General features: G+C 69.0%; 23 protein-coding genes and 2 tRNA genes. 12 read left to right on the top strand and 13 right to left on the bottom strand.

Annotated elements, in window-relative coordinates; translation table 11 throughout:
- Positions 1-5: 5 nt before the first annotated feature.
- The gene (locus SK803_RS22660) at positions 6-1799 is read right to left on the bottom strand and encodes a hypothetical protein (protein ID WP_319968057.1); all 1794 of its coding nucleotides are present in this window, start codon (positions 1797-1799) and stop codon (positions 6-8) included.
- Between the two features lie 97 nt (positions 1800-1896).
- On the opposite strand from SK803_RS22660, the gene SK803_RS22655 reads away from it, so the two are divergent.
- The 4 genes from SK803_RS22655 to SK803_RS22640 are packed head-to-tail and all read left to right on the top strand — an operon-like array spanning position 1897 to position 5685.
- Positions 1897-2574, top strand: coding sequence for an RNA polymerase sigma factor (locus tag SK803_RS22655; protein WP_319968056.1), 678 nt, complete (start codon positions 1897-1899; stop codon positions 2572-2574).
- Positions 2561-2791 carry an anti-sigma factor family protein gene (locus SK803_RS22650; protein ID WP_319968055.1) on the top strand — a complete coding sequence of 77 codons (231 nt, stop codon included), beginning with the start codon at positions 2561-2563 and terminating at the stop codon, positions 2789-2791. The genes SK803_RS22655 and SK803_RS22650 overlap by 14 nt, the downstream gene beginning before the upstream one ends.
- A gap of 49 nt (positions 2792-2840) precedes the next feature.
- Positions 2841-4478 carry an NAD(P)/FAD-dependent oxidoreductase gene (locus tag SK803_RS22645; protein ID WP_319968054.1) on the top strand — a complete coding sequence of 546 codons (1638 nt, stop codon included), beginning with the start codon at positions 2841-2843 and terminating at the stop codon, positions 4476-4478.
- Positions 4468-5685, top strand: coding sequence for a hypothetical protein (locus tag SK803_RS22640; RefSeq protein WP_319968053.1), 1218 nt, complete (start codon positions 4468-4470; stop codon positions 5683-5685). The genes SK803_RS22645 and SK803_RS22640 overlap by 11 nt, the downstream gene beginning before the upstream one ends.
- Positions 5686-5750: 65 nt before the next feature.
- On the opposite strand, the gene SK803_RS22635 is transcribed toward SK803_RS22640, so the two are convergent.
- Positions 5751-6260 (bottom strand): DM13 domain-containing protein, encoded by a 510-nt coding sequence (locus SK803_RS22635; RefSeq protein ID WP_319968052.1) that lies wholly within the window; start codon positions 6258-6260, stop codon positions 5751-5753.
- 71 nt (positions 6261-6331) lie between these two features.
- Between SK803_RS22635 and SK803_RS22630 the strand changes: the two genes are divergently transcribed.
- Positions 6332-7093 (top strand): alpha/beta hydrolase family protein, encoded by a 762-nt coding sequence (locus SK803_RS22630; RefSeq protein ID WP_319968051.1) that lies wholly within the window; start codon positions 6332-6334, stop codon positions 7091-7093.
- 44 nt (positions 7094-7137) lie between these two features.
- Here the strand turns inward: SK803_RS22630 and SK803_RS22625 are convergent, their stop codons facing one another.
- The 3 genes from SK803_RS22625 to SK803_RS22615 all read right to left on the bottom strand — a co-directional run bounded on the left by SK803_RS22625 (position 7138) and on the right by SK803_RS22615 (position 8594).
- Positions 7138-7716 (bottom strand): hypothetical protein, encoded by a 579-nt coding sequence (locus SK803_RS22625; protein ID WP_319968050.1) that lies wholly within the window; start codon positions 7714-7716, stop codon positions 7138-7140.
- A gap of 21 nt (positions 7717-7737) precedes the next feature.
- The gene (locus SK803_RS22620; RefSeq protein ID WP_319968049.1) at positions 7738-8439 is read right to left on the bottom strand and encodes a flavodoxin family protein; all 702 of its coding nucleotides are present in this window, start codon (positions 8437-8439) and stop codon (positions 7738-7740) included.
- Between the two features lie 81 nt (positions 8440-8520).
- Positions 8521-8594: transfer RNA gene (locus tag SK803_RS22615), tRNA-Pro, on the bottom strand.
- 60 nt (positions 8595-8654) lie between these two features.
- On the opposite strand from SK803_RS22615, the gene SK803_RS22610 reads away from it, so the two are divergent.
- Positions 8655-8725 (top strand) — tRNA-Gly (locus tag SK803_RS22610).
- Between the two features lie 167 nt (positions 8726-8892).
- On the opposite strand, the gene SK803_RS22605 is transcribed toward SK803_RS22610, so the two are convergent.
- The gene (locus tag SK803_RS22605; RefSeq protein ID WP_319968048.1) at positions 8893-9447 is read right to left on the bottom strand and encodes an NAD(P)-dependent oxidoreductase; all 555 of its coding nucleotides are present in this window, start codon (positions 9445-9447) and stop codon (positions 8893-8895) included.
- 57 nt (positions 9448-9504) lie between these two features.
- On the opposite strand from SK803_RS22605, the gene SK803_RS22600 reads away from it, so the two are divergent.
- The 3 genes from SK803_RS22600 (at position 9505) to SK803_RS22590 (ending at position 10675) form a co-directional block, all read left to right on the top strand.
- Complete coding sequence (locus SK803_RS22600; RefSeq protein WP_319968047.1) at positions 9505-9828, top strand: winged helix-turn-helix transcriptional regulator; 324 nt, start codon at positions 9505-9507, stop codon at positions 9826-9828.
- Positions 9818-10153, top strand: coding sequence for a VOC family protein (locus SK803_RS22595; RefSeq protein ID WP_319968046.1), 336 nt, complete (start codon positions 9818-9820; stop codon positions 10151-10153). The genes SK803_RS22600 and SK803_RS22595 overlap by 11 nt, the downstream gene beginning before the upstream one ends.
- A 186-nt stretch (positions 10154-10339) precedes the next feature.
- A complete protein-coding gene (locus tag SK803_RS22590) occupies positions 10340-10675 on the top strand; it encodes a histidine triad nucleotide-binding protein (RefSeq protein ID WP_319968045.1) in 336 nt (111 codons plus the stop codon).
- Here SK803_RS22590 and SK803_RS22585 read toward each other — a convergent pair.
- Positions 10656-11279 (bottom strand): MBL fold metallo-hydrolase, encoded by a 624-nt coding sequence (locus SK803_RS22585; protein WP_319968044.1) that lies wholly within the window; start codon positions 11277-11279, stop codon positions 10656-10658. The two genes, SK803_RS22590 and SK803_RS22585, sit on opposite strands and share 20 nt — an antisense overlap.
- On the bottom strand, positions 11276-11941 hold the full coding sequence (locus SK803_RS22580; protein ID WP_319968043.1) for a 2-phosphosulfolactate phosphatase: 666 nt from the start codon (positions 11939-11941) through the stop codon (positions 11276-11278). Before SK803_RS22580 ends, SK803_RS22585 begins: the two co-directional genes overlap by 4 nt.
- A 27-nt stretch (positions 11942-11968) precedes the next feature.
- Here SK803_RS22580 and SK803_RS22575 point away from each other — a divergent pair, with 27 nt between their 5' ends.
- Complete coding sequence (locus SK803_RS22575; protein ID WP_319968042.1) at positions 11969-12418, top strand: ribose-5-phosphate isomerase; 450 nt, start codon at positions 11969-11971, stop codon at positions 12416-12418.
- Positions 12418-13218, top strand: coding sequence for an Fpg/Nei family DNA glycosylase (locus tag SK803_RS22570; protein ID WP_319968041.1), 801 nt, complete (start codon positions 12418-12420; stop codon positions 13216-13218). The genes SK803_RS22575 and SK803_RS22570 overlap by 1 nt, the downstream gene beginning before the upstream one ends.
- 57 nt (positions 13219-13275) lie before the next feature.
- On the opposite strand, the gene SK803_RS22565 is transcribed toward SK803_RS22570, so the two are convergent.
- The 5 genes from SK803_RS22565 to SK803_RS22545 form a co-directional block, all read right to left on the bottom strand.
- On the bottom strand, positions 13276-13992 hold the full coding sequence (locus SK803_RS22565; protein WP_319968040.1) for a hypothetical protein: 717 nt from the start codon (positions 13990-13992) through the stop codon (positions 13276-13278).
- Between the two features lie 57 nt (positions 13993-14049).
- Positions 14050-15264, bottom strand: coding sequence for a GNAT family N-acetyltransferase (locus SK803_RS22560; protein ID WP_319968039.1), 1215 nt, complete (start codon positions 15262-15264; stop codon positions 14050-14052).
- Positions 15265-15305: 41 nt separating this feature from the next.
- Positions 15306-16658 carry an aldehyde dehydrogenase family protein gene (locus SK803_RS22555; RefSeq protein ID WP_319968038.1) on the bottom strand — a complete coding sequence of 451 codons (1353 nt, stop codon included), beginning with the start codon at positions 16656-16658 and terminating at the stop codon, positions 15306-15308.
- Between the two features lie 84 nt (positions 16659-16742).
- Complete coding sequence (locus SK803_RS22550; protein WP_319968037.1) at positions 16743-17585, bottom strand: DNA-3-methyladenine glycosylase family protein; 843 nt, start codon at positions 17583-17585, stop codon at positions 16743-16745.
- A 36-nt stretch (positions 17586-17621) separates the two neighbouring features.
- On the bottom strand, positions 17622-18230 hold the full coding sequence (locus SK803_RS22545; RefSeq protein WP_319968036.1) for a mycothiol-dependent nitroreductase Rv2466c family protein: 609 nt from the start codon (positions 18228-18230) through the stop codon (positions 17622-17624).
- Positions 18231-18393: 163 nt separating this feature from the next.
- Here SK803_RS22545 and pepN point away from each other — a divergent pair, with 163 nt between their 5' ends.
- A complete protein-coding gene (gene pepN, locus SK803_RS22540; RefSeq protein ID WP_319968035.1) occupies positions 18394-20955 on the top strand; it encodes an aminopeptidase N in 2562 nt (853 codons plus the stop codon).
- The last annotated feature ends 9 nt before the right edge of the window (positions 20956-20964 follow it).

The raw sequence follows: 20964 nt of genomic DNA, 5'->3' as shown, positions 1-20964 counted from the left end.
TGCGGCTAACTCCTGCCGCGTGACCACCACTTCTCGTCGGGGCCGGAGATGTCCTCGACGCTGAGCCTGCGAACAGATCCCGCTCGCTTGAGCCGGGCCTCCAGCTGGTCTTTTCGTTGCGCGAGCCGGCGGTAGATCTCCACGGCGGAGGTCTCCTGCCGGCTCTGCTGGTTCTGGAGCTGGTTCTGGGGCTGTCTCCCCGACTGTCTTTCCACGGTTCGCCAGTTGCCGAGGAACTCCAGCGTCAGGTCGGCGACGGCCTGCCCGGCATGTGCCGTGAGGGTGTCGGCGGGCGTCGCGAACCGCCCGGCGTGAAACGCCAGGTTCCTGGTCACGTAGAGCCACTCCAGCACCGCGGCCGTCGTGTCCTCCTGCTCCCGCAGCCAACCGGCGAGCACCTTGGAGTCCGCGAGCCGCGCCTGCCAGACCTCCACCAGGTCCTGGACCAGTCCGCCTTCGTTCTCGGCCAGCGCGGTGACGGCGTCCTGGGCGGCTCGGAGCTGTTCGTTCGGGCGGTTGTGCTCGATCAACACCTCCAGCCAGGCGTCCACCGACTTGAGGTGGTGCTTCACACCGGTGGTCGGCACCTGCGCGTCGAGCGGCCCACGCAGCTGCTTGTCGTGGTTGGTGACCACGACGTGCAGGCTGACCAGGTGCTGGCGCAGCATCTGCAGCGCACACGCCTTGGCCAGCCACGCGATCTTGCTCGGATCCAGCCCCGTCGCCTCCAGCGCACTCCACGCGAGCCCGGCGCTGGCCATCGGCGCGTCGACCTGCCGGGCCAGGTTCGCCACCCGCATCGCACTGCGCAGCTCGGCGGGCCAGTACGGCGTGAGCGGATAGGCGTTCCCGACCGTGCGCTGATGCTCGGTCCCCCGCGTGACCCGCCCGGTCGGACCGCTGACCTGCCACAGCGGCGCGATGTCCAGCTCGGTGAGCCGCTCCCCCGCCGCGTACTGGTCGAGCACCTCGCTGAGAATCCGCCGCCCGAGCAACGCCGCCGTGTGCGCGTCCGCCGCGTTGACCGGCAACCGCACCAGCACCGACGAGCCGTCCACCGCGTCCTTCAGGAAGTCGTCCTTCGGTAACCTGTTGCGGTGCAACGGCTCCTGCCTGGCCAACGGCAACAACTGGTCGAGGTGCCGCAACACCCGCGCACCCCTCACCACCAGCGCCACGACGTGCCGGCGCGGTTCCGGCCAGAGCACCTCTTCGAGGTCGTCGCCGGGCTTCTTGAGCCACCTCAGCAGATCCGCACGCAGTTGCCTGCCATCCCGGCCGTGCACCGCCACCACGACCGCGACCTCCGCGATCATCCTGGCGCGCAACGGAAGTTCCACCCCGTTCCACAGTGGAGTGATCCACTGCTTCACGGCCGCTTCCAGTGCCCGCGGGTCGAGCTTCGCGGCAGCCGCGGCCGTGACCTGGGGATCGAGCTTCTGCCCGTCGGCCGCGATCGCCGCGTCGACGTCCAGCAGGGTCCGGCGCGCCTCAGCCAGTTCGTCGGCACCACCATGCGCGTACGCGGGTTTGGCCGCGTCCATGCACGCGAGCGAGGTGGCGATGATGCGGCGCAACAGGTTCCACCGCGGCTGGTCCTCAGCGGCATGACTCTCGAGGGCCGTCTGCGCACGCGTGACAGCCAGAAACGCGCTGTTGAGGCCCGCCACGTGTTCGCCGAGGTGTGCGTCGGGGTCGAGCGCGCGCAACACGCCCTGCAGCAACGCCCGCTGCCCGCGATCGAGCTTCGCGTCGTCGAACACCTGCCGCAACCGGGCGTCGAGGTACTGGTAGCGCACGCGACGAACCCTAGGCGAACGCGAACGTGGTTATGGAGCCATTACCGCCACCCGCGGGGGAGAGCCCGAAACCGTCCGCTCACCTAAGCTGGCCGCCGTGGAGGCCACCTGCGAACTGCCGCCGGACGACGTGCTGGTCGACCGGCTGCGAGACGGTCACGAACAGACGTTCACGCTGGTGCTGGACACCTGGTCGAAAGGCATGCTGCGGCTCGCGATGTCGTTCGTGTCCACCAAGGCCTCCGCCGAGGAAGTGGTCCAGGAGACCTGGCTCGCGGTCATCAGGGGCATCGGCGGCTTCGAAGGCCGTTCCTCGTTGAAGACGTGGGTTTACCGGATCCTGGTCAACACGGCGAAGGCACGCGGCACCAAGGAACACCGGACCGTTCCGTTCACCTGCCTGCTCCCGGAGGAGGACGGACCGACGGTCGACCCCTCGCGGTTCCGCGGCCCCGGCGAGCAGTTCGCCGGACACTGGGTCACCGGCCAGAAGCCCCAGCCCTGGGAGCTGCCGGAGGAGCAGGCACTGCTGGGCGAGGTCCGCACCGTTCTCGCCAAAGCGCTGAACGAGCTACCGCCCCGCCTGCGCACCGTGATCACGCTGAGAGACGTCGCAGGGCACAGCTCGGAAGAGGTATGTTCGCTGCTGGAGATCTCGCCGGGAAACCAGCGCGTGCTTCTGCATCGGGCCAGGGCGGTGATGCGGCAGAAGCTCGACGACTACGTGTCCGGTGCCGTGACGCCGTCAGGAGGGGATGACCGTGGACTGCGTTGACTTCGTGGAGCTGGTGACGGAGTTCCTCGACGGCGCGCTGCCGGAAGGCGACGAGCGGCGGTTCATCGAGCACCTCGCGGAATGCTCGGGGTGCGAGAACTACCTCGACCAGTTCCGGCAGACGATCACCGCGGCGGGCGAGCTGACCCAGGACGACATCTCCCCCGCCGCGAAACAGCAGCTGCTCGACGCGTTCCGGGGCTGGCGGCAGACCTGATGCGACGCCGCTGATGTAACGCTCGGCGCGCCGGCCAGTCTGACTGTGCATGACTTTGCTCAGAAGGCTTTCGTCCGGCGTGCTCGCCGGACTGCCCGGCGGCGCGGTCGTGGCGTTGGTGATGAAACCGCCGTGGGTCCTGTGGGCCGTGCACACCGTCGTGCTGGGGGCCGTGGTGAGCCTGGTCGTGAGCAACCGCAGGCAGAGCCCCGGTTCGGCGTTCTCCGTCGGTCTGCTGGTCGGTTTGCTCGACTGGGTGGCGTGGCCGCTCACACTGGTTCCCCTCCTGAACGGCATCACCCCGTCGTGGACCGTCACCGTGGCCGTGGCGCACTTTCCCGCGCTGGTCGGCGCGACGTTGTCCGGCGCGATCGCCGGGCTCGTCTGTCACGCGCTGGCGGTCTGGTTCCCCGTCGCGGCGCGGCCCGCGCGAGCCAAGCCGCACGTGGTGATCGTCGGTGGCGGGTTCGGCGGGTACGGGGCCGTGCGGGAGCTGGACCGGCTCGTCGCACGCGGGCTCGACGCGCACGTGACGCTGATCAGCGACTCGAACTTCCTGCTGTTCACGCCGTTGCTGGTCGGTGTCGCGTCGAGCACCGTCGAGGCCAGGCACGTGAGCGCGCCGGTGCGGGCGGGACTCGACCACGCGTCGTTCCTGCACGGGCGGGTCGAGTCGATCGACACGCGGACTCGCAACGCGTACGTCTCCGCGGGCAGGGACGGGATGCTGCGCGTCCCGTACGACCACCTGGTGCTGGCGGTCGGCGCGGTGCCGCACTTCTTCGACCTGCCGGGTGTCGGCTCGCACGCGTTCGCGATGAAGTCTGTCGTGGACGCCACCAGGCTGCGCGACCACGTGCTGAGCTCACTGGAACAGGCCGACCTCGAACCCGGCCCCGCCGAGCAGGCCCGGCTGCTGACGTTCGTGGTGGCGGGCGGCGGGTTCGCCGGAACCGAGCTCGTCGCCGAACTCTTCGACCTCGTGCACGACGTGCTGCACCTGTACCCGCGGCTGCACGACCTGCGGCCGCGGTTCGTCCTCGTGCACGCGGGCGAACGGCTGCTGCCTGAGCTGAAGGCCACGCTCGGGGAGTACGCGCAACGCAAGCTCGGCGACCGCGGGATCGAGTTCCGGCTGGGTGCTCGGGTGGCCAAGGCCTCCGCCGACGACGTCCTCCTGGACTCCGGCGAGAAGATCGCGACGCGCACGTTGGCGTGGACCGCGGGCAACCGGCCGAACCCGTTGGCGCAGCACGTGAAACAGGGTCCGCTGGTCGTGGAGCCGACCATGCGGGTGCCGGAGCTGCCTGGGGTGTGGGCGTTGGGCGACTGCGCCCGGATCCCCGACCCGGCGGGCGGGACCTACCCCCCGACGGCGCAGCACGCGATCCGGGAAGGCAAGGCGGTGGCGAACAACATCGCAGCGGTGCTGGGTGGACGGCGTCCCGTGCCGTTCCGCTTCGGTGGACTCGGCGTGCTGGTCTCGCTCGGGCACCGGACGGCGGCGGGCGAGATCGGCCGGTGGCGGGTCTCGGGCTTCGTCGCGTGGATCCTCTGGCGCTCGGTCTACCTGAGCAAGCTGCCCGGCACCGAGAAACGCCTGCGGGTGCTCGCGGACTGGACCCTCGACCTGGTGTTCCCCAGGGACATCGCACTCTCGGCGGGGAAGGACCGTCGTGCTGCGTAGCGCTGTGTTCGGAGCACTGGCCGGCTTGGTCGGCGGACTGGTGTTCGGTGTCGTGATGGCATTGGTCGGGTTCCTGCCGACTGTCGCCGCGATCGTGCGCACCGACTCACCGGTCGTGGGGTTCGCAATCCACATGGTGTTCGCGGGGATCATCGGGGTGATCTTCGGGATTCTCGTGGCGCGGCAGCGGGAGTTGTTGTTCTGGGGGCTCACGTACGGCGTGCTGTGGTGGTTCATGGGCCCGTTGACGCTCTTGCCGCTCCTGCTGGGCCGGCCGGTCACGTGGGACGTCGCGGCGGCGCAGGCGTTGCTGCCCAGTCTGTTCGGGCACCTGGTGTACGGCGCGGTCACCGCCGGTGTGCTGATGCTGTTGCACGAGAACCGGCCGTCTCGCCGTGAAGGCACCGGTCCCGCGCTGATCCGAGGTGCCGCCTTCGGGTTCGTGGGATGGGTGCTCGTGGCGGTGACGATCTCGCCCCTGCTGGACGGTCGTGGGCTGGAGTGGACACCTCCGGCGGTGCGCACCGCGATCGCCTGGTTGCCGCCGTTTCTGCTGTGCGGCGCGGGTGTCGCGCTCTCCTTCTCCTGGTTGAGCAGCCTGTCGCGGGCGGTGCTCTCCGACGACGTGCGGCAGGTGCGGTCGCGGCGGCTCGCCGGCGGAAAGGTGATCTCCCTGTGGCACGGCGTCCTCGCCGGACTGGCCGGCGGCGTGATCTTCACCGGGGTGATGGTCGCCGTGGGGTTCCTGCCTGTCGTGGCCTCACTGGTCGGTGCGCGGTCCGCGGTGACAGGTCTCGTGCTGCACCTGCTGATCTCGCAGGTCGTCGGCGTCACCTACGCGGTCTTCTTCCGGCGGCGCAGCTTCGACGCGGCGTCCGGGATCGGCTGGGGCGTGTCGTACGGGTTCCTGTGGTGGGTGCTGGGCAACCTGACGTTGCTTCCGCTGCTGCTCGGCAGCTCACCACAGTGGACTTCCGCCGCGCTGGCCCTGTCGTTCCCCTCGCTGGTCGGGCATCTCGCCTATGGCGCCGTGCTCGGCCTGGTCTACCAACGGCTGGAGCAACGGGTCAGCCCATGGCACCTGACCCGCAGTGAGGCGGTCGCGGCTCGTTCGGCGGCACGACAGGAGCAGACGTTGAGCGCGGCACCCGCGTTGTGGAGCCTGATCACCTGTGTGGCGTTGCTGATCCCGGTACTGGTGGCATGAAAGAAGAGAGAGCGGGTGGGCACTGTGCCCACCCGCTCTGCCCGCCCGCCCACTTTTCGGATCTGTCAGGCGCGCTTGAGCTCAGCGGCGCCGAACGAGACGCTGAAACGTTCGCACCAGATGGTGACAGCGGTGTACTTGTCGAGGTCCGTCCCCGCCGGGATCGTGTAGTTCTGGTTGCCCTCGTTGCCCTTGAGGTCGCCGAGGTCGACGTGCTCGCCGTCGTCCAGGTTGGTGCCGAATCCGGTCGCCGGGACCGGCTGGTCGGTCAGCCACACGTGCAGGGCGGGACCGTCGGACGTGCGCAGGTTCTCCAGGCGCAGCGTCGCGGTTCCGTCGGCGAGCTTCTGGACCTGGACGGTGCCGCTGGTCTCGTGCTCGTGCGAGATGAAGGAACCCGTCGCGTACGGCTTGGCCGGACCGGGCACCTGCCGGCCGGTGGCGGCGGGAGCCGCCTCGTCCACCCGGCTGGTGGTGAACGCCCGCCACGGCTGGAAGGCGTAGAGCCCCGCGCCCAGCGCGACGACGACAACAGCGGCGACGATCCAGAAGACAGGACGCTTGGTGAGAGTCATGCACCATCAGAGAGGGACGGGGAGCTGACCGTTACACGTAACGCACAGCGGCCTGGATCACACTGACCGGCATGGACTACAGGAAAGCGCTCTTCGCCGGCTCCTCTGGCGAACAACTGGCCGGTCGGCTGGAGATGCCGGCCGGGCCCGTGGTGGCCACCGCGATGTTCGCCCACTGCTTCACCTGCGGCAAGGACTCGGTCGCCGCATCACGGATCTCCCGCGAGCTCGCGGCCCGCGGCGTCGCCGTCCTGCGCTTCGACTTCACCGGTCTCGGTCAGTCCGACGGCGACTTCGCCAACACCACGTTCACGTCCAACGTCGACGACCTGGTGTGCGCGGCAACGCATCTGCGCGACACGATCGGCGCTCCGAGCGTCCTCATCGGACACTCGCTGGGCGGCGCCGCCGTACTCGCGGCCGCACACCGCGTCCCGGAGGTGCGCGCGGTCGTCACCATCGGCGCACCCGCCGACACCGCCCACGTGCGGCACCTGCTCGGTTCGTCGATCGGCGAGATCGAGACGCACGGCGTGGCCGAGGTCGTGCTCGCCGGTCGTCCGTTCCAGATCAGCAAGGACTTCCTGGCCGACATCAACCAGCAGAACCAGGCGGCGTGCATCGCCGGGCTGGGCCGGGCGCTGCTCGTCATGCACTCGCCGCAGGACGAGCTGGTCGGCGTGGAGAACGCCAGGACGATCTACGAGGCGGCCCGCCACCCCAAGTCGTTCATCTCTCTCGACGGCGCGGATCACCTGCTCACCGACCGGTCGGACGCCATCTACGTGGCCGAGGTGCTGGCCGCGTGGTCCAGCCGCTACCTGACGATGTGAGAACCCGCCGGCACCAAGCCGGCGGGCTCTGCGTTCAGGTGTGTTCAGTCCTGTCCGACCGGCTTCAGCCGGTCCAGCTCGTCGAACACCCGCTCGCGGTACCGGTCCAGCTCGGCACGGACGAACTCGGCGTCCGCCGTCCGCATGGCGAACTCCTCCCTGGCGGAGTCGAGCTCGGCGACGGCCATCTCGGCAGCCGCCTCGGCCAGCGCGGCACGTTCCTCGGCGGCGAGAGTCCGCTGGGCCGCGGCACGGGTGGCCGTCTCGATGCGGGCTTCCGCCGCCGCGGAGTCGGTGATGAGTGCCAGCTCCTCGATGTAGGCGGGCAACTCGGTGGAGAGCCCTTTCAGCACGGCGACGAGGTCGTCACGGGACCTTGACGGCAGTGCCTGCGGTACTTGCTCGACGGCCGTCGGTTGCGCGGCGGACTGCGGCGGCATGGCCTTCTCGGCGGCCCCGCGCTTCTCCTCCTTGCGCTGCCGACGCTTCTCGCGGAACTTCCGGAAGGCCCCGAGCGCGTGGTGGTCGGGGTGCTCGCAGAAGGGCGGTGCCTGCGCACCGGGCTCCGCTGGGTTCGTGCAGCCGGGGTAGGCGCAGGCGGGGACAGTCTCGGCGGTCGTCATCGTCAGCCTTTCGGGCTCGGTTCAGCGGTATTCGGGGTTCTCGAAGTCGAAGCGGCACCCGGCGTCCCATTCGGACCGCTGGTTGCCGTGCGCGGGAATGCCGCCGGCGTCCTTGAGCAGCCGGGCCAGGTGCAGCAGGTTCCACGTCATGAACGTGGTGTTGCGGTTGGTGAAGTCGTTGTCCGGCCCGCCGGACCCCGCGTCCAGATAGGACGGTCCAGGCCCCGCCTCGCCGATCCAGCCCGCGTCCGCCTGCGGCGGGATCGTGTAGCCGAGGTGCTGGAGGCTGTACAGGACGTTCATGGCGCAGTGCTTCACGCCGTCCTCGTTGCCGGTGATCAGGCAGCCGCCCACCCGCCCGTAGTAGGCGTACTGCCCGGCCTCGTTGAGCAGGCTCGAACAGGCGTACAGCCGCTCGATGACGAGCTTGGTCACCGAACTGTTGTCGCCCAGCCAGATCGGCCCGGCGATGACCAGGACGTCCGCCGCCATCACCCGCTGGTAGAGCGCGGGCCACTCGTCGCTGTCCCAGCCGTGCTCGGTCATGTCCGGCCAGACGCCAGTGGCGATGTCGTGGTCGATCGCCCGGATGTGGTCGACCTGGACGCCCTGCTTCTCCATGATCCGCGAGCTGAGGTCGATCAGGCCCTGCGTGTTGCTGCGATCCGGACTCTTCTTGAGCGTGCAGTTGACGAACAACGCACGTAGGTCGTCGTAGCTCATACCGCTCAGTGCCGCTGACGGCGCGAGCGTTACAAGACGAAAGCCCCGGCGAGATTCCGTCGCCGGGGCTTTCGTCAACCGTCGGGGCGACAGGATTTGAACCTGCGACCCCCCGCTCCCAAAGCGGGTGCGCTACCAAGCTGCGCCACGCCCCGGTTGCAACCAGCTTACCGCCACCCGCTAAGGTATTGATCGCAGCCCCTCAAAGGCCGCACGCGGGCGTAGCTCAATGGTAGAGCCCTAGTCTTCCAAACTAGCTACGCGGGTTCGATTCCCGTCGCCCGCTCTCGACCGAGGCCGACGCGTGTCTGCAGAAACGCAGACCGCGTCGGCCTCTCGCATTTCTTCTGTGGGCCGAGCCCCCAGACCCCAGCCGGGGTGAGCCTCCGGACCCCCATCACCGCTGGGCAATCCGAGGCGGCGCGCACACGAGACCCCGTTGGGTGAGCCGGCTCACGCCGAGGCGATGCCGATCTGGGTGCGGCGGTGCGCGGGGCGGTCGATTTCGTCCACCACGGCCAGTGCGAAGTCCTCGTAGCTCAGTTCGTCGGCCGGGTTCACCGCGCTCAGCCGGTAGGTGCCTGTGGGTGCGCCACCGAACATCCCTGCCGGGCTCATCACCAGCCAGTCCGCATCGGACTCGGCCAGCACATCTACGCCTGCCGCGTGCCCGAGGCAGAACGGCTTGTGCTCGTCCGGGAAGTCGGGGTCGTCGATCACCCGCACGCCCGGTGAGGTCTCCATCAGGGTGTAGATGCCGACCACGATGATCCGGCCGGCGCCGGAGGCCACCAGTGCGCGAGCGGCCTCGGTGTAGAACCCGGTCGCGTCACGGGAGAGGTCCGCCACCGCGCTCACCGCCACGTCGTGGCCCGCGGCCACCTCTGCCGCGGCCCGCACGCCGGGGTCGCGGCCGATCCTGGTCACCTCGTGGCCGCGGGACTCCGCGACGGCCGCGATCTCCCGTCCCGCCTTGCCGGACGCTCCGAAAACAACGATCTTCGCCATGAGCGCGAAGGTAGGGTGGCGGGGTCCGGTTTCCGCAACGATATCGGGGGTGACCAGGTGCGATGCGACTGCGCCGATGTGCTGCGGGACCTTCCGTACCGCATCGGGGACAAGTGGACCGCGCACGTGTTGCGAGGGCTGCAGCACGGCCGTAGGAGGTTCTCCGAACTGCGCGCGGAAATGCCGGGCGTGACGCCCAAAGTGCTCACCGAGACGTTGCGGGCGATGGAGCGCGACGGCACGGTGACCCGCGAGGCGTTCGACGAGAACCCGCCGCGCGTCGAGTACGAACTGACCGGGCAGGGCGTCAAGATGCTCGGACTGCTCGACCTGTGCTGTGCCTGGGCCCGAGAGAACCTGGTGGAGACCGATGCGTCTTGAACAGATCGTCGTCGACAGCAACGACCCGAGCCGGCTGGTCCGGTTCTGGGCCGAGTTGCTGGGCGGCGAGCCGGTGAACCGCGAACACGGCTGGGCCCACGTCGAACCACCCGGTGGCGTGCGGATGTCGTTCCAGCCGGTGCCCGAGCGCAAGGACGCGAAGAACAGGCTGCACCTCGACTTCGAGGTCGACGACATCGAGGCCGCGGTCGTGAAGGCGGTCAACCTCGGAGCGCAGCGCGAGGGTGTGATCGTCACCGATGAGAAGGGCAGCTTCCAGGTCATGCGCGACCCGGAGGGAAACGAGTTCTGCTTCGTCCACTGAGGAACTACTGGACGGCGCGCCAGAGGGCCTCACCGAAGCGGATCGCGAGGATCAGGAGCAGTACGCCGATCGCGAAACTGATGAGGCACCGCACGATCACGAGCAGCTTGGCGCCCTTCACCCGGCCATGATTCAACGCCGCAAGGCATGAACAACAGAGCCCAACGGAACCAATAGCATGCAGGCGTGACCGATTGCCTGTTCTGCCGCATCGTCGCGGGTGAGATCCCGGCGACCGTCGTGACGGAGACCGACACGACGCTCGCGTTCCGCGACATCGACCCCAAGGCGCCCACGCACGTCCTGGTGATCCCCAAGGAACACCACCGCGCGATCGGCGACGCCGACCCGGTGCTCGCGGGCCAGATCCTCGCGACCGCGCACCAGGTCGCGAAGCAGGAGGGCATCGACGAGTCCGGCTACCGGCTCGTGTTCAACACCGGCAAGGACGGCGGCCAGACCGTCTTCCACGTGCACTGCCACGTCCTCGGCGGCCGCGGCCTCAGCTGGCCTCCGGGCTAGTCACATCGGGAATGGCCATCTCTCTGACGAAGTTCGCGTCGACCGGGTCACCGTGGCCAGGCACGACGATCCGCGGCTCCAGCTCCAGCAGCCGGTCGAGGACGGCGCGCCAGTTCGACGGCGTGGCGTCCGAACCGGCCTGGGCCGGAGCGCCCTGTTCCACCAGGTCACCGGCGAACACCACGCCGACGTCCGGCACGTGCACGATCACGTCGTGCGAGCTGTGCGCGGGCCCGAAGTGGTGCAGGTCGACCCGGCGGCCGCCGACGTCCAGCGTGACCGTGTCGCGGAACGTGTGCGTGGGCGCGACGAGCGTGCCCTGGAACGGCTCCGGGTAGTACCCGGCACGGGACTCGAGCAGGCTCTCGTCGACCACGCAGTCCTCGTGCGCCCACACCTCGCACGGCAGGAACGCCTCAGTCGCCAGCACGTGGTCGAAGTGGTTGTGCGTCAACACGATTCGCGACGGATGGACTTCGTCCGCCAACGCCGGGTCCATGCCGGAGTCGACGAGCAACGAGTCACCGGAGCCGACAACGAGCCCGAGCGTCAGATCGAGCTCGGTGTGGCGCTTGATGAACACGCCGGAAGCGATCTCGATCATCGCAGCACCCCGTCGACCAGAACGGGCACTGCGCTGCTGACGTTGACCTGAACGGCGAGATCGACGTCGACCGGGTGACCGTTCTCGATCAGCTCACGCCCCGATCCGCAGTCCCGCACGGCGGTGGCGACATCGGTGTTCCGGAACGCCGTGGCCGCGAGCTCGGCCTCCGGCGAGGCCTTCCCCTCCAGCGCGGCCAGCACCGCGCCCGCACCCAGGTAGTCCTCGACGCACGGCCGCAGCGGCCCGAACTCGCGTGGCCCGGAGTGCAGGATGTCGAGCCCCCACCGCTCGCCGCCGGGGATCACGCCGATCGTCCCGCCCAGCTCCGCGGCCCGCTTGGCCACCGCCGAGGCGTTGCGCAGGCACGCCGCGAGCACGTGCGCACCGGTCTCGGCAGCCAGGAAGCACAGGTTCGACCCGTTCGGCGACGGCAGCTCCACCAATCCGGTCGCGTCGACGAGTGATGCTGGTCGCAGCGTCTTGCCCGAGGAAGGCCTCCAGCGCGACGGCCGGACCTGGCCGCCGTTGCCGACCACGAGGTCGACGGACGTCGTGAACGACAGCACGTCGACGACAATCAGCACGTCACAGCCCCGCAGCGCCTCCACGCCCTCAGGCCCCCACTCCAGCCGCAGCTGGTACCCCTCCTGAGCAAACATGCCCACCAGCGTGTCAGACTCCGTGACGTGCGCGTTTATCTGGCAGCAGACCACGCGGGCTTCGAGCTGAAGTCCCACCTGTCCACGGCTCTCACCGAGCAGGGTTACGAGGTCGTCGACGTCGGTGCCCACGAGTACGACGCTCAGGACGACTACGTGTCGTTCTGCGTCGACGCAGCTGAGCAGGTCGTGGCAAACCCCGGCAGCCTGGGCGTCGTGATCGGCGGCTCCGGCAACGGCGAGCAGATCGCCGCCAACAAGGTGAAGGGTGCCCGCGCCGCACTGGCGTGGAACGTCGACACCGCGCAGCTGGCCCGCGAGCACAACGACGCCAACCTCGTCGGCATCGGTGCCCGCCAGCACTCCACCGAGGAGGCGACCGCGATCGTCTCGGCGTTCCTCAAGACGTCCTTCTCGGGCGAGCCCCGCCACCAGCGCCGCATCGACCAGGTCAGCGCGTACGAGAACAAGGCCTGATGCCCGAGGGCCACACGCTGCACCGCCTCGCGCGGCTGCACCAGCGCCGGTACGCGGGCAGGCCCGTGTCCGTCACCAGTCCACAGGGACGCTTCTCGGCGTCCCTTGTGGACGGACGCAAGCTGGTTCGTGCCGAGGCGCACGGAAAGCACCTGTTCCACGTCTACGGCCCGGACGCGATCGTGCACGTCCACCTCGGGTTGTACGGGACGTTCACCGAGTCACCGCTGCCCGCCCTGCTGCCCATCGGCCAGGTCAGGATGCGGATGGTCGGCGAGACGCACTGGACGGACCTGCGCGGCCCGACCGCGTGCGAGGTGCTGAACAAGGACGAGGTCAAGGCGATCCGCGAGCGGCTCGGGCCCGACCCGTTGCGCAAGGACGCCGATCCCGACCGCGCCTACCAGCGGATCATCCGGTCGAAGCAGTCGCTGGCCGTGCTGCTGATGGACCAGAAGATCCTCGCGGGCGTCGGCAACGTCTACCGCGCCGAGGTGCTGTTCCGGCACCACGTGAATCCGTTGCTGGTCGGCAACAAGGTCAGCCGCGAGCTGTGGGACGTGTTGTGGGACGACCTGGTCGTGCTGATGAAGGACGGCGTGAAGGTCGGCCAGATCAACACGGTCCGCCCCGAACACATGCCGCGCGCCATGGGTCGTGCGCCACGCGTGGATCGGCACGGCGGTGAGGTGTACGTCTACCGCCGTGCCGGGGAGCCGTGCCTGGTCTGCGGCACAGAGGTCCTGACCACGGAACTGGCGGCGCGCAACCTGTTCTGGTGCCCCGCCTGCCAGCCCTGAAATTTTCTCCGTAGTGGGTTTTCGGGTCCTGCTGGAAAGTGCTCAGTTCGTGAGCACTTAAAAGTCGAACCCGCCCATGTCGCCGAAGCCACCGGCGTCGCCCATGTCAGCAGCACCCATGTCGCCACCGAGGTCGCCGGCGCCCATGTCCGCCATGCCGTAGTCGCCGATGCCGTGCATCCCGGAGAACATGGCGTCCATCAGCAGGAACGTGCCAATGCCCCATGCGCCGGCCACGAGCGCGGGCTTCCACCACGGCTCGGAGTACCAGCCACGCGGCACCGGACGTCCGGCGACCATGCCGCCGGGGTAGTAGTAGGGCGTGCCGGAACCGGATTGCGGCGACGCGGCGTACTGGTGGCCCTCGACGCTGACCTGGCGTTCCTCGCTGACGGCACCCGCCTGCTTCTGCCCGGCGCTCTCCGGCAACGCGGGCCCGGGGTCCATGCCCATCGCCTCACGCGCCGCGCGCACGTAGTGCAGACCTTCCATCGCCGTCTCGGTGACGAGCCGCGCCTGCGGGATCGTGCGGGCCTGTTCCATCTGCGATCCGGCGGCGGTGAAGCGCTCGGACGCGTCGGCCATCGCCTGCGTGGACGCGGCGTTGCTGCCGGTGAGGCTCATCACCTGCCCGCCCAGCCGCTCGACCCAGCGGCGCGCCTCCGCCTTGGCGTCGTCGAGCTCCCGCGCCTTGCGCGCGTTGCTCTGGCTGACCAGGTAGAACACCCCTGCAATCAGCAGTACGAGTACAACCACCCACACGATGGTGCCCACGGTTTTACCTCCCACACCAGGTAAACCGTCAACGAGCAACAACGGCCGTGAGTTCCGTCAGAAGACCTCAGGGCAGTGCGGCTCGTACGCGCTGAGGAACGCCATGGTCAATGCGTCCACGTGACCGGGCGTGTGTTCGACCACGCGGTGTGCTCGCTTGAGCACAGAAAGCCTTACCCCACCGAGGTATGCACTGCCGAGCGACGCGACGTCCAGCGACACGTCCGCAGGGTCCTCGGTGCGCGCCACCGTTGCCTCGCCGCCCTTGACCGTGAACCGCCAGCGCCCGGAGTTCCAGGGGCAGAAGGAGTCCTCGATTTCGAGCACACTGTCCACATCGGACGAATAGTGCCGTAGCGGCAACGCGCGGTCGACGTCGACGATCCGCAGCCACAGCGCGTCACCGAAGTCGCGGCCGACCTTCCGCGGGTTGTCGACCATGTGCAGGATCGGGTCGTCGGCCGCGGTGTAGAAGGAGATCTCCGTCGCCAGGTCGATGTCCAGCAGGAACCGGTACAGGTCCACGTACGCCTGCTCGGTTTCGCACACCAGCTCCCGCACGTGCAGCTCGTCCTGCGGCCCGCGCGGACCGCCGTCGCCCTTGACCCGGAACACCACGTACCCCTCGGGATGCAGGCAGTAGCGGTAGGAGGTCAGGCCGTCGCGGTCGACCTCGCGGTCCGCGAGCTGCACGTCCCACGTCGCCTCGACCCTGCTCAGCCAGCCGACGCGCGTGCGACGTACCCGGTCGTGGACCTCGCGCATGAACGGCATCGCTTCTTCACGGGTCACCTGCCGGATCCGGGTGTCGCTCACCGAGACGCCGGGGTGGAACGCCATCCGCGTCGGCATCGTCATCCGGTTGAGGCTGGTGGCGAGCTCGCCGTAGCCGAACCGGCGGTAGATCGAGCCCTCGGACGCCCAGAGGATCGCGATCGGCTCGCCGGATTCGTGCATGCCGTGCAGCTGCGTCTTCATCAACAACGACGCCACGCCCCGCCGTCGATGGCCCGGCTTGACCGTCACGACGGTGACCGCGCCGGCCGGTGCCTGGACGTTGCCGGGAACGGTGATCTCCCGGCTGAGGATCCCGGCGGTGCCGACGATCTCGTCACCGTCGAGGACAGCGTGTGCGCGGTCGTGCTCGAGGACCTTGAGCCACTTGCTGTCGACGCCTCGGGGGTCGTCGAGGAACGCCCACGCCATCACCCGCTGGAACTCGGGGATGTCGGATTCGGTGATGGTCCGGATGCTCAGCGCCGAGTCAGCCATGGCAGCAGTGATACGCCGCCATGGCGTCTCCCGCAGCTCAATTACCGCTGGACCGACTTGACCTCGCAGAACTCGTCCAGGCCGAACCTGCCGAACTCGCGGCCGTTGCCCGACTGCCGGTAGCCACCGAACGGCGCGCTCGTGTTGAACGCGGCGGCGTTGATGTCGACCTGTCCGGTGCGCAGGCGCTTGGCCACCCGAAGCGCCCGGTCGGTGTCCGCGGAGAACACGCCACCCGCCAGGCCGTAGGTGGTGGAGTTCGCGATCCGCACCGCGTCGTCCTCGTCCGCGTACGGCATGACCGCCAGGACCGGCCCGAAGATCTCCTCCTGCGCGATCGTCATCTCCGGCGTCACCCCGCCGAACACCGTCGGCGTGACGTAGAAGCCCTGCGGCAGTGGCGCGTCCGGTCCACCGGCGGCGAGCGTCGCGCCTTCCTCGACACCCTTGCGGATGTAGCCGACCACACGGTCGCGCTGCGCTGCGGACACCGCCGGGCCGATGCGGGTCGACGGGTCGCTCGGATCCGCCGACGTGTACTTCCGAGCAGCGGCAGCGGCCAGTTCGACGGCCTCGTCGTGACGGTCCGCGGGCACCAGCAGACGGGTCCACGCGCTGCACGCCTGGCCGTTGTTCATGAACGAGTTCGCGACCGCGATCTTCACCGCACGACCGAAATCGGCATCGTCGAGCACGATGCACGCGGACTTGCCGCCCAGTTCGAGCGCGACCCGCTTGACCGTCTCGGACGCCACCGCGGACACCCGCCGCCCGGCCCGGGTGGAGCCGGTGAACGACACCATGTCCACGTCCGGGTGCGCGGCCAGCGCCTCGCCGACGACCGGCCCGTTGCCGTGCACGAGCCCGAAAACACCCTCCGGCACGGCGGCCGTGATGATCTCGGTGAGCAGGTCGGCGGTCCCCGGCGCGAGCTCGCTCGGCTTGAGCACCACGGTGTTGCCCGCGGCGAGCGCCGGCACGACCTTCGCGACCATCTGCTGCAGCGGGAAGTTCCACGGCGTGATGGCGGCGACGACCCCGATCGGCTCGCGGAAGATCAGCGAGTGGCCGATCTCCTCCGGCTCGAAGTAGCCGCGCTCCAGCACGTCCGCGACGCCCTCCGCGATGGCGATGGGGTTCGCGACCTGCACCTTCTGGCTGAACGTGATGGGAGTGCCCATCTCCCTGGTCATGGTCGCCGCGAGCTCGTCCGCGCGGGAACGCAGGCCGTCGATGATCGTCCGGACCACCTTCGCCCGTTCCTCCACCGAGGTCAGCGACCACGCCGGGAAAGCGGCCACCGCGGCGGCCACGGCCGTGTCGACGTCGGCCGGCGTGCCTTCGGCGAGCGTGCCGACGACTTCCTCGGTGGCGGGGTTGACGACCTCGATCACGAGAGCCCTCCAAAGATGTGACACGGGCGGATGTGACACCAATGCGCTGACAACGTGCCAGCCTGTCACATCGCCTCGCGGCGGTCATCCCGAAGGTGCCATCGCACCTCTCAACCGCCGCTCACGCAGCACTCGCAGGTGCACCGACGCCCAGGTCCGGAACGGCCGCCACGCCTCGGACACCTCCGCCAACGGCCTGCCGTAGCGTTCGCGGACCTCGTCGGTCAGCCGGGATTCGTTGTGCGGCACGGCGTCCGGCGCGTTCGCCCCGCGCAGGACCACCAGCTCGGCCGCGAACGGACCCAGCCCCTTGACCTGCTGCACCGCCAGCACCGCCGCAGCGGGTTTCATGGCGCGCAACGTCACCGCGTCCAGCAGCCCGTCCAACGCCGCTTCCGCGACCGCCCGCAGGTACTCGGGCTTGCGACCGGGCAGGTCCAGATCGAGGCCCAGCAGCACCGCCGGTGCCGGGAACACGCCGTCCCGCAGCAGCGAAGCCTTCAACACGGCCGCCTGCGACACGCGGATCCGCTGCGACAGCACCGACCACGCCGCCGCCTCGTACGGCGAATAGAACCCGCACGGCCGTAAACCGGGCAATTCGGCCTGAGCGCTCGCGATCACCGGATCTCGCCGGCCGACTTCCGGCCACGCCCGCCCGTCGACGTCCAGCGACAGGAACCTGCACACCTGCGCCGCCGCCAGGTCGAGATCGCCATCGCCGGACAGCGCGAGAACGGCGGTGGCGCCGTGCTGGGTCACGGAGACATCAGCACGGCGCCACTCACCCTCGACCAGGAACGTCGACTGCAGCGCCTCGCCCTCGCGCTGAGGCAACGCGGACGGCGTGAAGCCCTCCCAGAAAGCCCTGGAGGTCGCCAGCGACCAGGGTCCCTGAACTGCCACTTCGACGCGGTGGTGTGCCATGTCCAAGGACGTTAGCGAGCACCACCGACAAAAAACTCAGCTGAAGTCCAGCTCGCCCGACCTGGTGCGCTTGAGCTCGAAGAAGTACGGGAAACCGGCGAGCATCCGGGCACCGTCGAAGATCGTGCCGGCCTCGTCGCCCCGCGGGATCTTCGTCAGCACCGGGCCGAAGAACGCCACACCGTCGATGTGGATGGTCGGCGTACCGACGTCCATGCCGACCGGGTCCATGCCGCGGTGGTGGCTCGCCCGCAGCGCCTCGTCGTACTCGGTCGAGTGCGCGGCCTCTGCCAGCTCGGCCGGCAGTTCGGCGTCGGCGAGCGAGAGCTTGATGATCTCGTCGAAGTCCTGGTTGCCCTCGTTGTGGATGCGCGTGCCCATCGCGGTGTACAGCTTCGGCAGCACCTCGTTGCCGAACTTCTGCTCCGCGGCGATGGCCACGCGAACCGGACCCCAGCCCTTGGTCATGAGCTCCTTGTACTGCTCGGGCAGGTCACGGCCCTCGTTCAGCACGGCAAGGCTCATCACGTGGAAGCTCAGGTCGATGTCGCGGACCTTCTCCACCTCGAGGATCCACCGGGAGGAGATCCAGGCGAACGGGCAAAGGGGGTCGAAGTAGAAGTCGACCTTCGCCTTGTCGGTCATGCGTGCCCCTTTAGTGACGGTAGGTGGCGTTATCGCCCCATCAGCCCAACCAGATCACCCTGTCATCTCTTCCCGTACGCCGGTTCCGTGATTGGATGCGGGAGTCATAACCATTCCCGACGACGTCAGCGCGTAACCACCCGCGCGGCAGACGAGGTGACCAGTGGCCGCGCCCAACCTCACCCGCGACCAGGCTCAGGAACGTGCTGAGCTGCTGGAAGTGGAGTCCTACCGGATCGAGCTGGACCTGACCGACGGCGGCGGAAAGCCGGGTTCGGACACGTTCCGCTCCACCACCACCGTGGTGTTCCGCAGCCGGACTCCGGGTGCTTCCTCGTGGATCGACATCGTGGCGGCGACCGTGCACCGCGCTGTGCTCAACGGCAGCGAGCTCGACGTCTCCGAATACCGCGAGGAGGACGGCGTCAAGCTGCCGGACCTCGCGGAGACCAACGAGCTCACCATCGAGGCCGACTGCCGGTACATGAACACCGGCGAGGGCCTGCACCGGTTCGTCGACCCGGTCGACGGCGGTGTGTACCTGTACTCGCAGTTCGAGACCGCGGACGCCAAGCGCATGTTCGCGTGCTTCGACCAGCCCGACCTCAAGTCGGTCTACTCGATGAAGGTCACGGCGCCGCACGACTGGAAGGTCATCTCGAACGGCGAGATCATCGCCACCGAGGACGGCGAGGGCGGCGCGGACGTGCACACGTTCGCCACCACCAAGCCGATGTCGACCTACATCGTGGCCCTGGTCGCCGGCCCTTATGCCGAGTGGCGCGACGAGTTCGTCGAGGGTGATTTCCGCATCCCGCTCGGCATCTACTGCCGTGCCTCGCTCGCTCCTCACATGGACCACGAGCGGCTGTTCACCGAGACCAAGCAGGGCTTCGGGTTCTTCCACAAGGCGTTCGGGGTGCAGTACCCGTTCGGCAAGTACGACCAGTGCTTCGTGCCGGAGTTCAACGCGGGCGCGATGGAGAACGCGGGCTGCGTCACGTTCCTCGAGGACTACGTCTTCCGCAGCCGCGTCACGCGCTACCTCTACGAGCGGCGCGCCGAGACCGTGCTGCACGAGATGGCGCACATGTGGTTCGGCGACCTGGTCACCATGCGCTGGTGGGACGACCTGTGGCTGAACGAGTCGTTCGCCACCTGGGCGTCCGTGCTCGCGCAGGCGGAGGCCACCGAGTACCGCCAGGCGTGGACCACGTTCGCGAAGATCGAGAAGTCCTGGGCGTACCGGCAAGACCAGCTGCCCTCGACGCACCCCGTGGCCGCGGACATCTCCGACGTGCAGGCGGTCGAGGTCAACTTCGACGGCATCACCTACGCCAAGGGCGCCTCGGTGCTCAAGCAGCTCGTCGCGTACGTCGGGCTGGAGAACTTCCTGGCGGGCCTGCGGGTCTACTTCGCCAAGCACGCCTGGGGCAACGCGACGCTGGCCGACCTGCTGGGAGCGCTGGAGGAGGCGTCCGGGCGCGACCTGTCGTGGTGGAGCGCGCAGTGGCTGGAGACGACGGGCCTGAACCTGTTGCGCCCCAAGTTCACCGTGGACGCTGACGGCCGTTTCACCGAGTTCGCGGTGCTGCAGGGCGGCGCACGTCCTGGCGCCGGCGAACTGCGCACGCACCGCATCGCGATCGGTGTCTACGACGCGGACTCCTCGGGCAAGCTCGTCCGCACCCATCGCCACGAGCTCGACGTGACGGGTGACCGCACCGAGGTTCCCGAGCTGGTCGGCGTGCACCGCGGCAAGATCGTGCTGGTCAACGACGACGACCTCACGTACTGCACGATGCGCCTCGACCCGGACTCGCTGGCCGGGCTGATCGACCACATCTCTGACATCGCCGAGCCGCTGCCGCGCACGCTGTGCTGGTCGGCCGCGTGGGAGATGACCCGCGAGGCCGAGCTGAAGGCCCGCGACTTCGTGAACCTGGTGCTGGGCGGACTGCACTCCGAGTCCGAGGTCGGTGTCGTGCAACGACTTCTGCTGCAGGCGCAGACCTCGCTGTCGTCCTACGCGGACGACTCGTGGCGGGCGGAGGGCTGGCGCCGGTTCGTGGCGAAGGCCCTGGAACTGGCGCAGGCCGCCGAACCGGGCTCCGACCACCAGCTGGCGTTCGTGAACGCGCTGTCCTCGTCGGTGCTGGACGAGTCCACTTTGGACGTGCTGCGCGGCTGGTACGACGGTTCCGCCGGCCTTCCTGGCCTGGACGTCGACACCGACCTGCGCTGGCGGCTGCTGCAGGCCCTCGTCGCGCACGGCAAGGCAGACCTGGCGGAGATCAACGCCGAGGAGGAGCGCGACCCGACCTCCACCGGCCACCGCCGTGCGCAGTCGGCCCGTGCCCTGCGCCCGACCATCGCGGCCAAGGACGAGGCGTGGGACCGCGCGGTGAACGACGACGACCTGCCCAACGCGGTCAGCGAGGCGATCATCGCGGGCATCTCCCACCCCAGCCAGAAGGAGCTGCTCGCGCCGTACGTCGAGCGCTACTTCGGTGACGTGAAGGGCGTGTGGGACCGCCGCAGCTCCGAACGCGCGCAGTCCATGGTGGTCGGCATGTTCCCGGCCTGGTCGATCGCGAGGTCCACTGTGGAGGCCGCCGACGCGTGGCTGGCGGACGAGCACCCGCCGGCGCTGCGCCGCCTGGTGTCCGAGGGACGCGCGGGCATCGTGCGCGCCCTGGCCGCCCAGGAGTTCGACCGCTCCTGATAATCGCTG

The sequence above is a fragment of the Lentzea miocenica genome (assembly GCF_033949945.1).
Taxonomy (GTDB): Bacteria; Actinomycetota; Actinomycetes; order Mycobacteriales; family Pseudonocardiaceae; genus Lentzea; species Lentzea miocenica.
Note: the sequence above shows the minus strand (reverse complement) of the source record. Positions and strands in the feature narration are given on the sequence as shown.

Bases quoted from the DNA above. Each gene is read 5' to 3' on its own strand.
- SK803_RS22645 (WP_319968054.1), top strand. From the start codon at position 2,841: ATGACTTTGCTCAGAAGGCTTTCGTCCGGCGTGCTCGCCGGACTGCCC.
- SK803_RS22635 (WP_319968052.1), bottom strand. From the start codon at position 6,260: ATGACTCTCACCAAGCGTCCTGTCTTCTGGATCGTCGCCGCTGTTGTC.
- SK803_RS22630 (WP_319968051.1), top strand. From the start codon at position 6,332: ATGGACTACAGGAAAGCGCTCTTCGCCGGCTCCTCTGGCGAACAACTG.
- SK803_RS22625 (WP_319968050.1), bottom strand. From the start codon at position 7,716: ATGACGACCGCCGAGACTGTCCCCGCCTGCGCCTACCCCGGCTGCACG.
- SK803_RS22620 (WP_319968049.1), bottom strand. From the start codon at position 8,439: ATGAGCTACGACGACCTACGTGCGTTGTTCGTCAACTGCACGCTCAAG.
- SK803_RS22605 (WP_319968048.1), bottom strand. From the start codon at position 9,447: ATGGCGAAGATCGTTGTTTTCGGAGCGTCCGGCAAGGCGGGACGGGAG.
- SK803_RS22595 (WP_319968046.1), top strand. From the start codon at position 9,818: ATGCGTCTTGAACAGATCGTCGTCGACAGCAACGACCCGAGCCGGCTG.
- SK803_RS22585 (WP_319968044.1), bottom strand. From the start codon at position 11,279: ATGATCGAGATCGCTTCCGGCGTGTTCATCAAGCGCCACACCGAGCTC.
- SK803_RS22580 (WP_319968043.1), bottom strand. From the start codon at position 11,941: ATGTTTGCTCAGGAGGGGTACCAGCTGCGGCTGGAGTGGGGGCCTGAG.
- SK803_RS22570 (WP_319968041.1), top strand. From the start codon at position 12,418: ATGCCCGAGGGCCACACGCTGCACCGCCTCGCGCGGCTGCACCAGCGC.
- SK803_RS22560 (WP_319968039.1), bottom strand. From the start codon at position 15,264: ATGGCTGACTCGGCGCTGAGCATCCGGACCATCACCGAATCCGACATC.
- SK803_RS22550 (WP_319968037.1), bottom strand. From the start codon at position 17,585: ATGGCACACCACCGCGTCGAAGTGGCAGTTCAGGGACCCTGGTCGCTG.
- SK803_RS22545 (WP_319968036.1), bottom strand. From the start codon at position 18,230: ATGACCGACAAGGCGAAGGTCGACTTCTACTTCGACCCCCTTTGCCCG.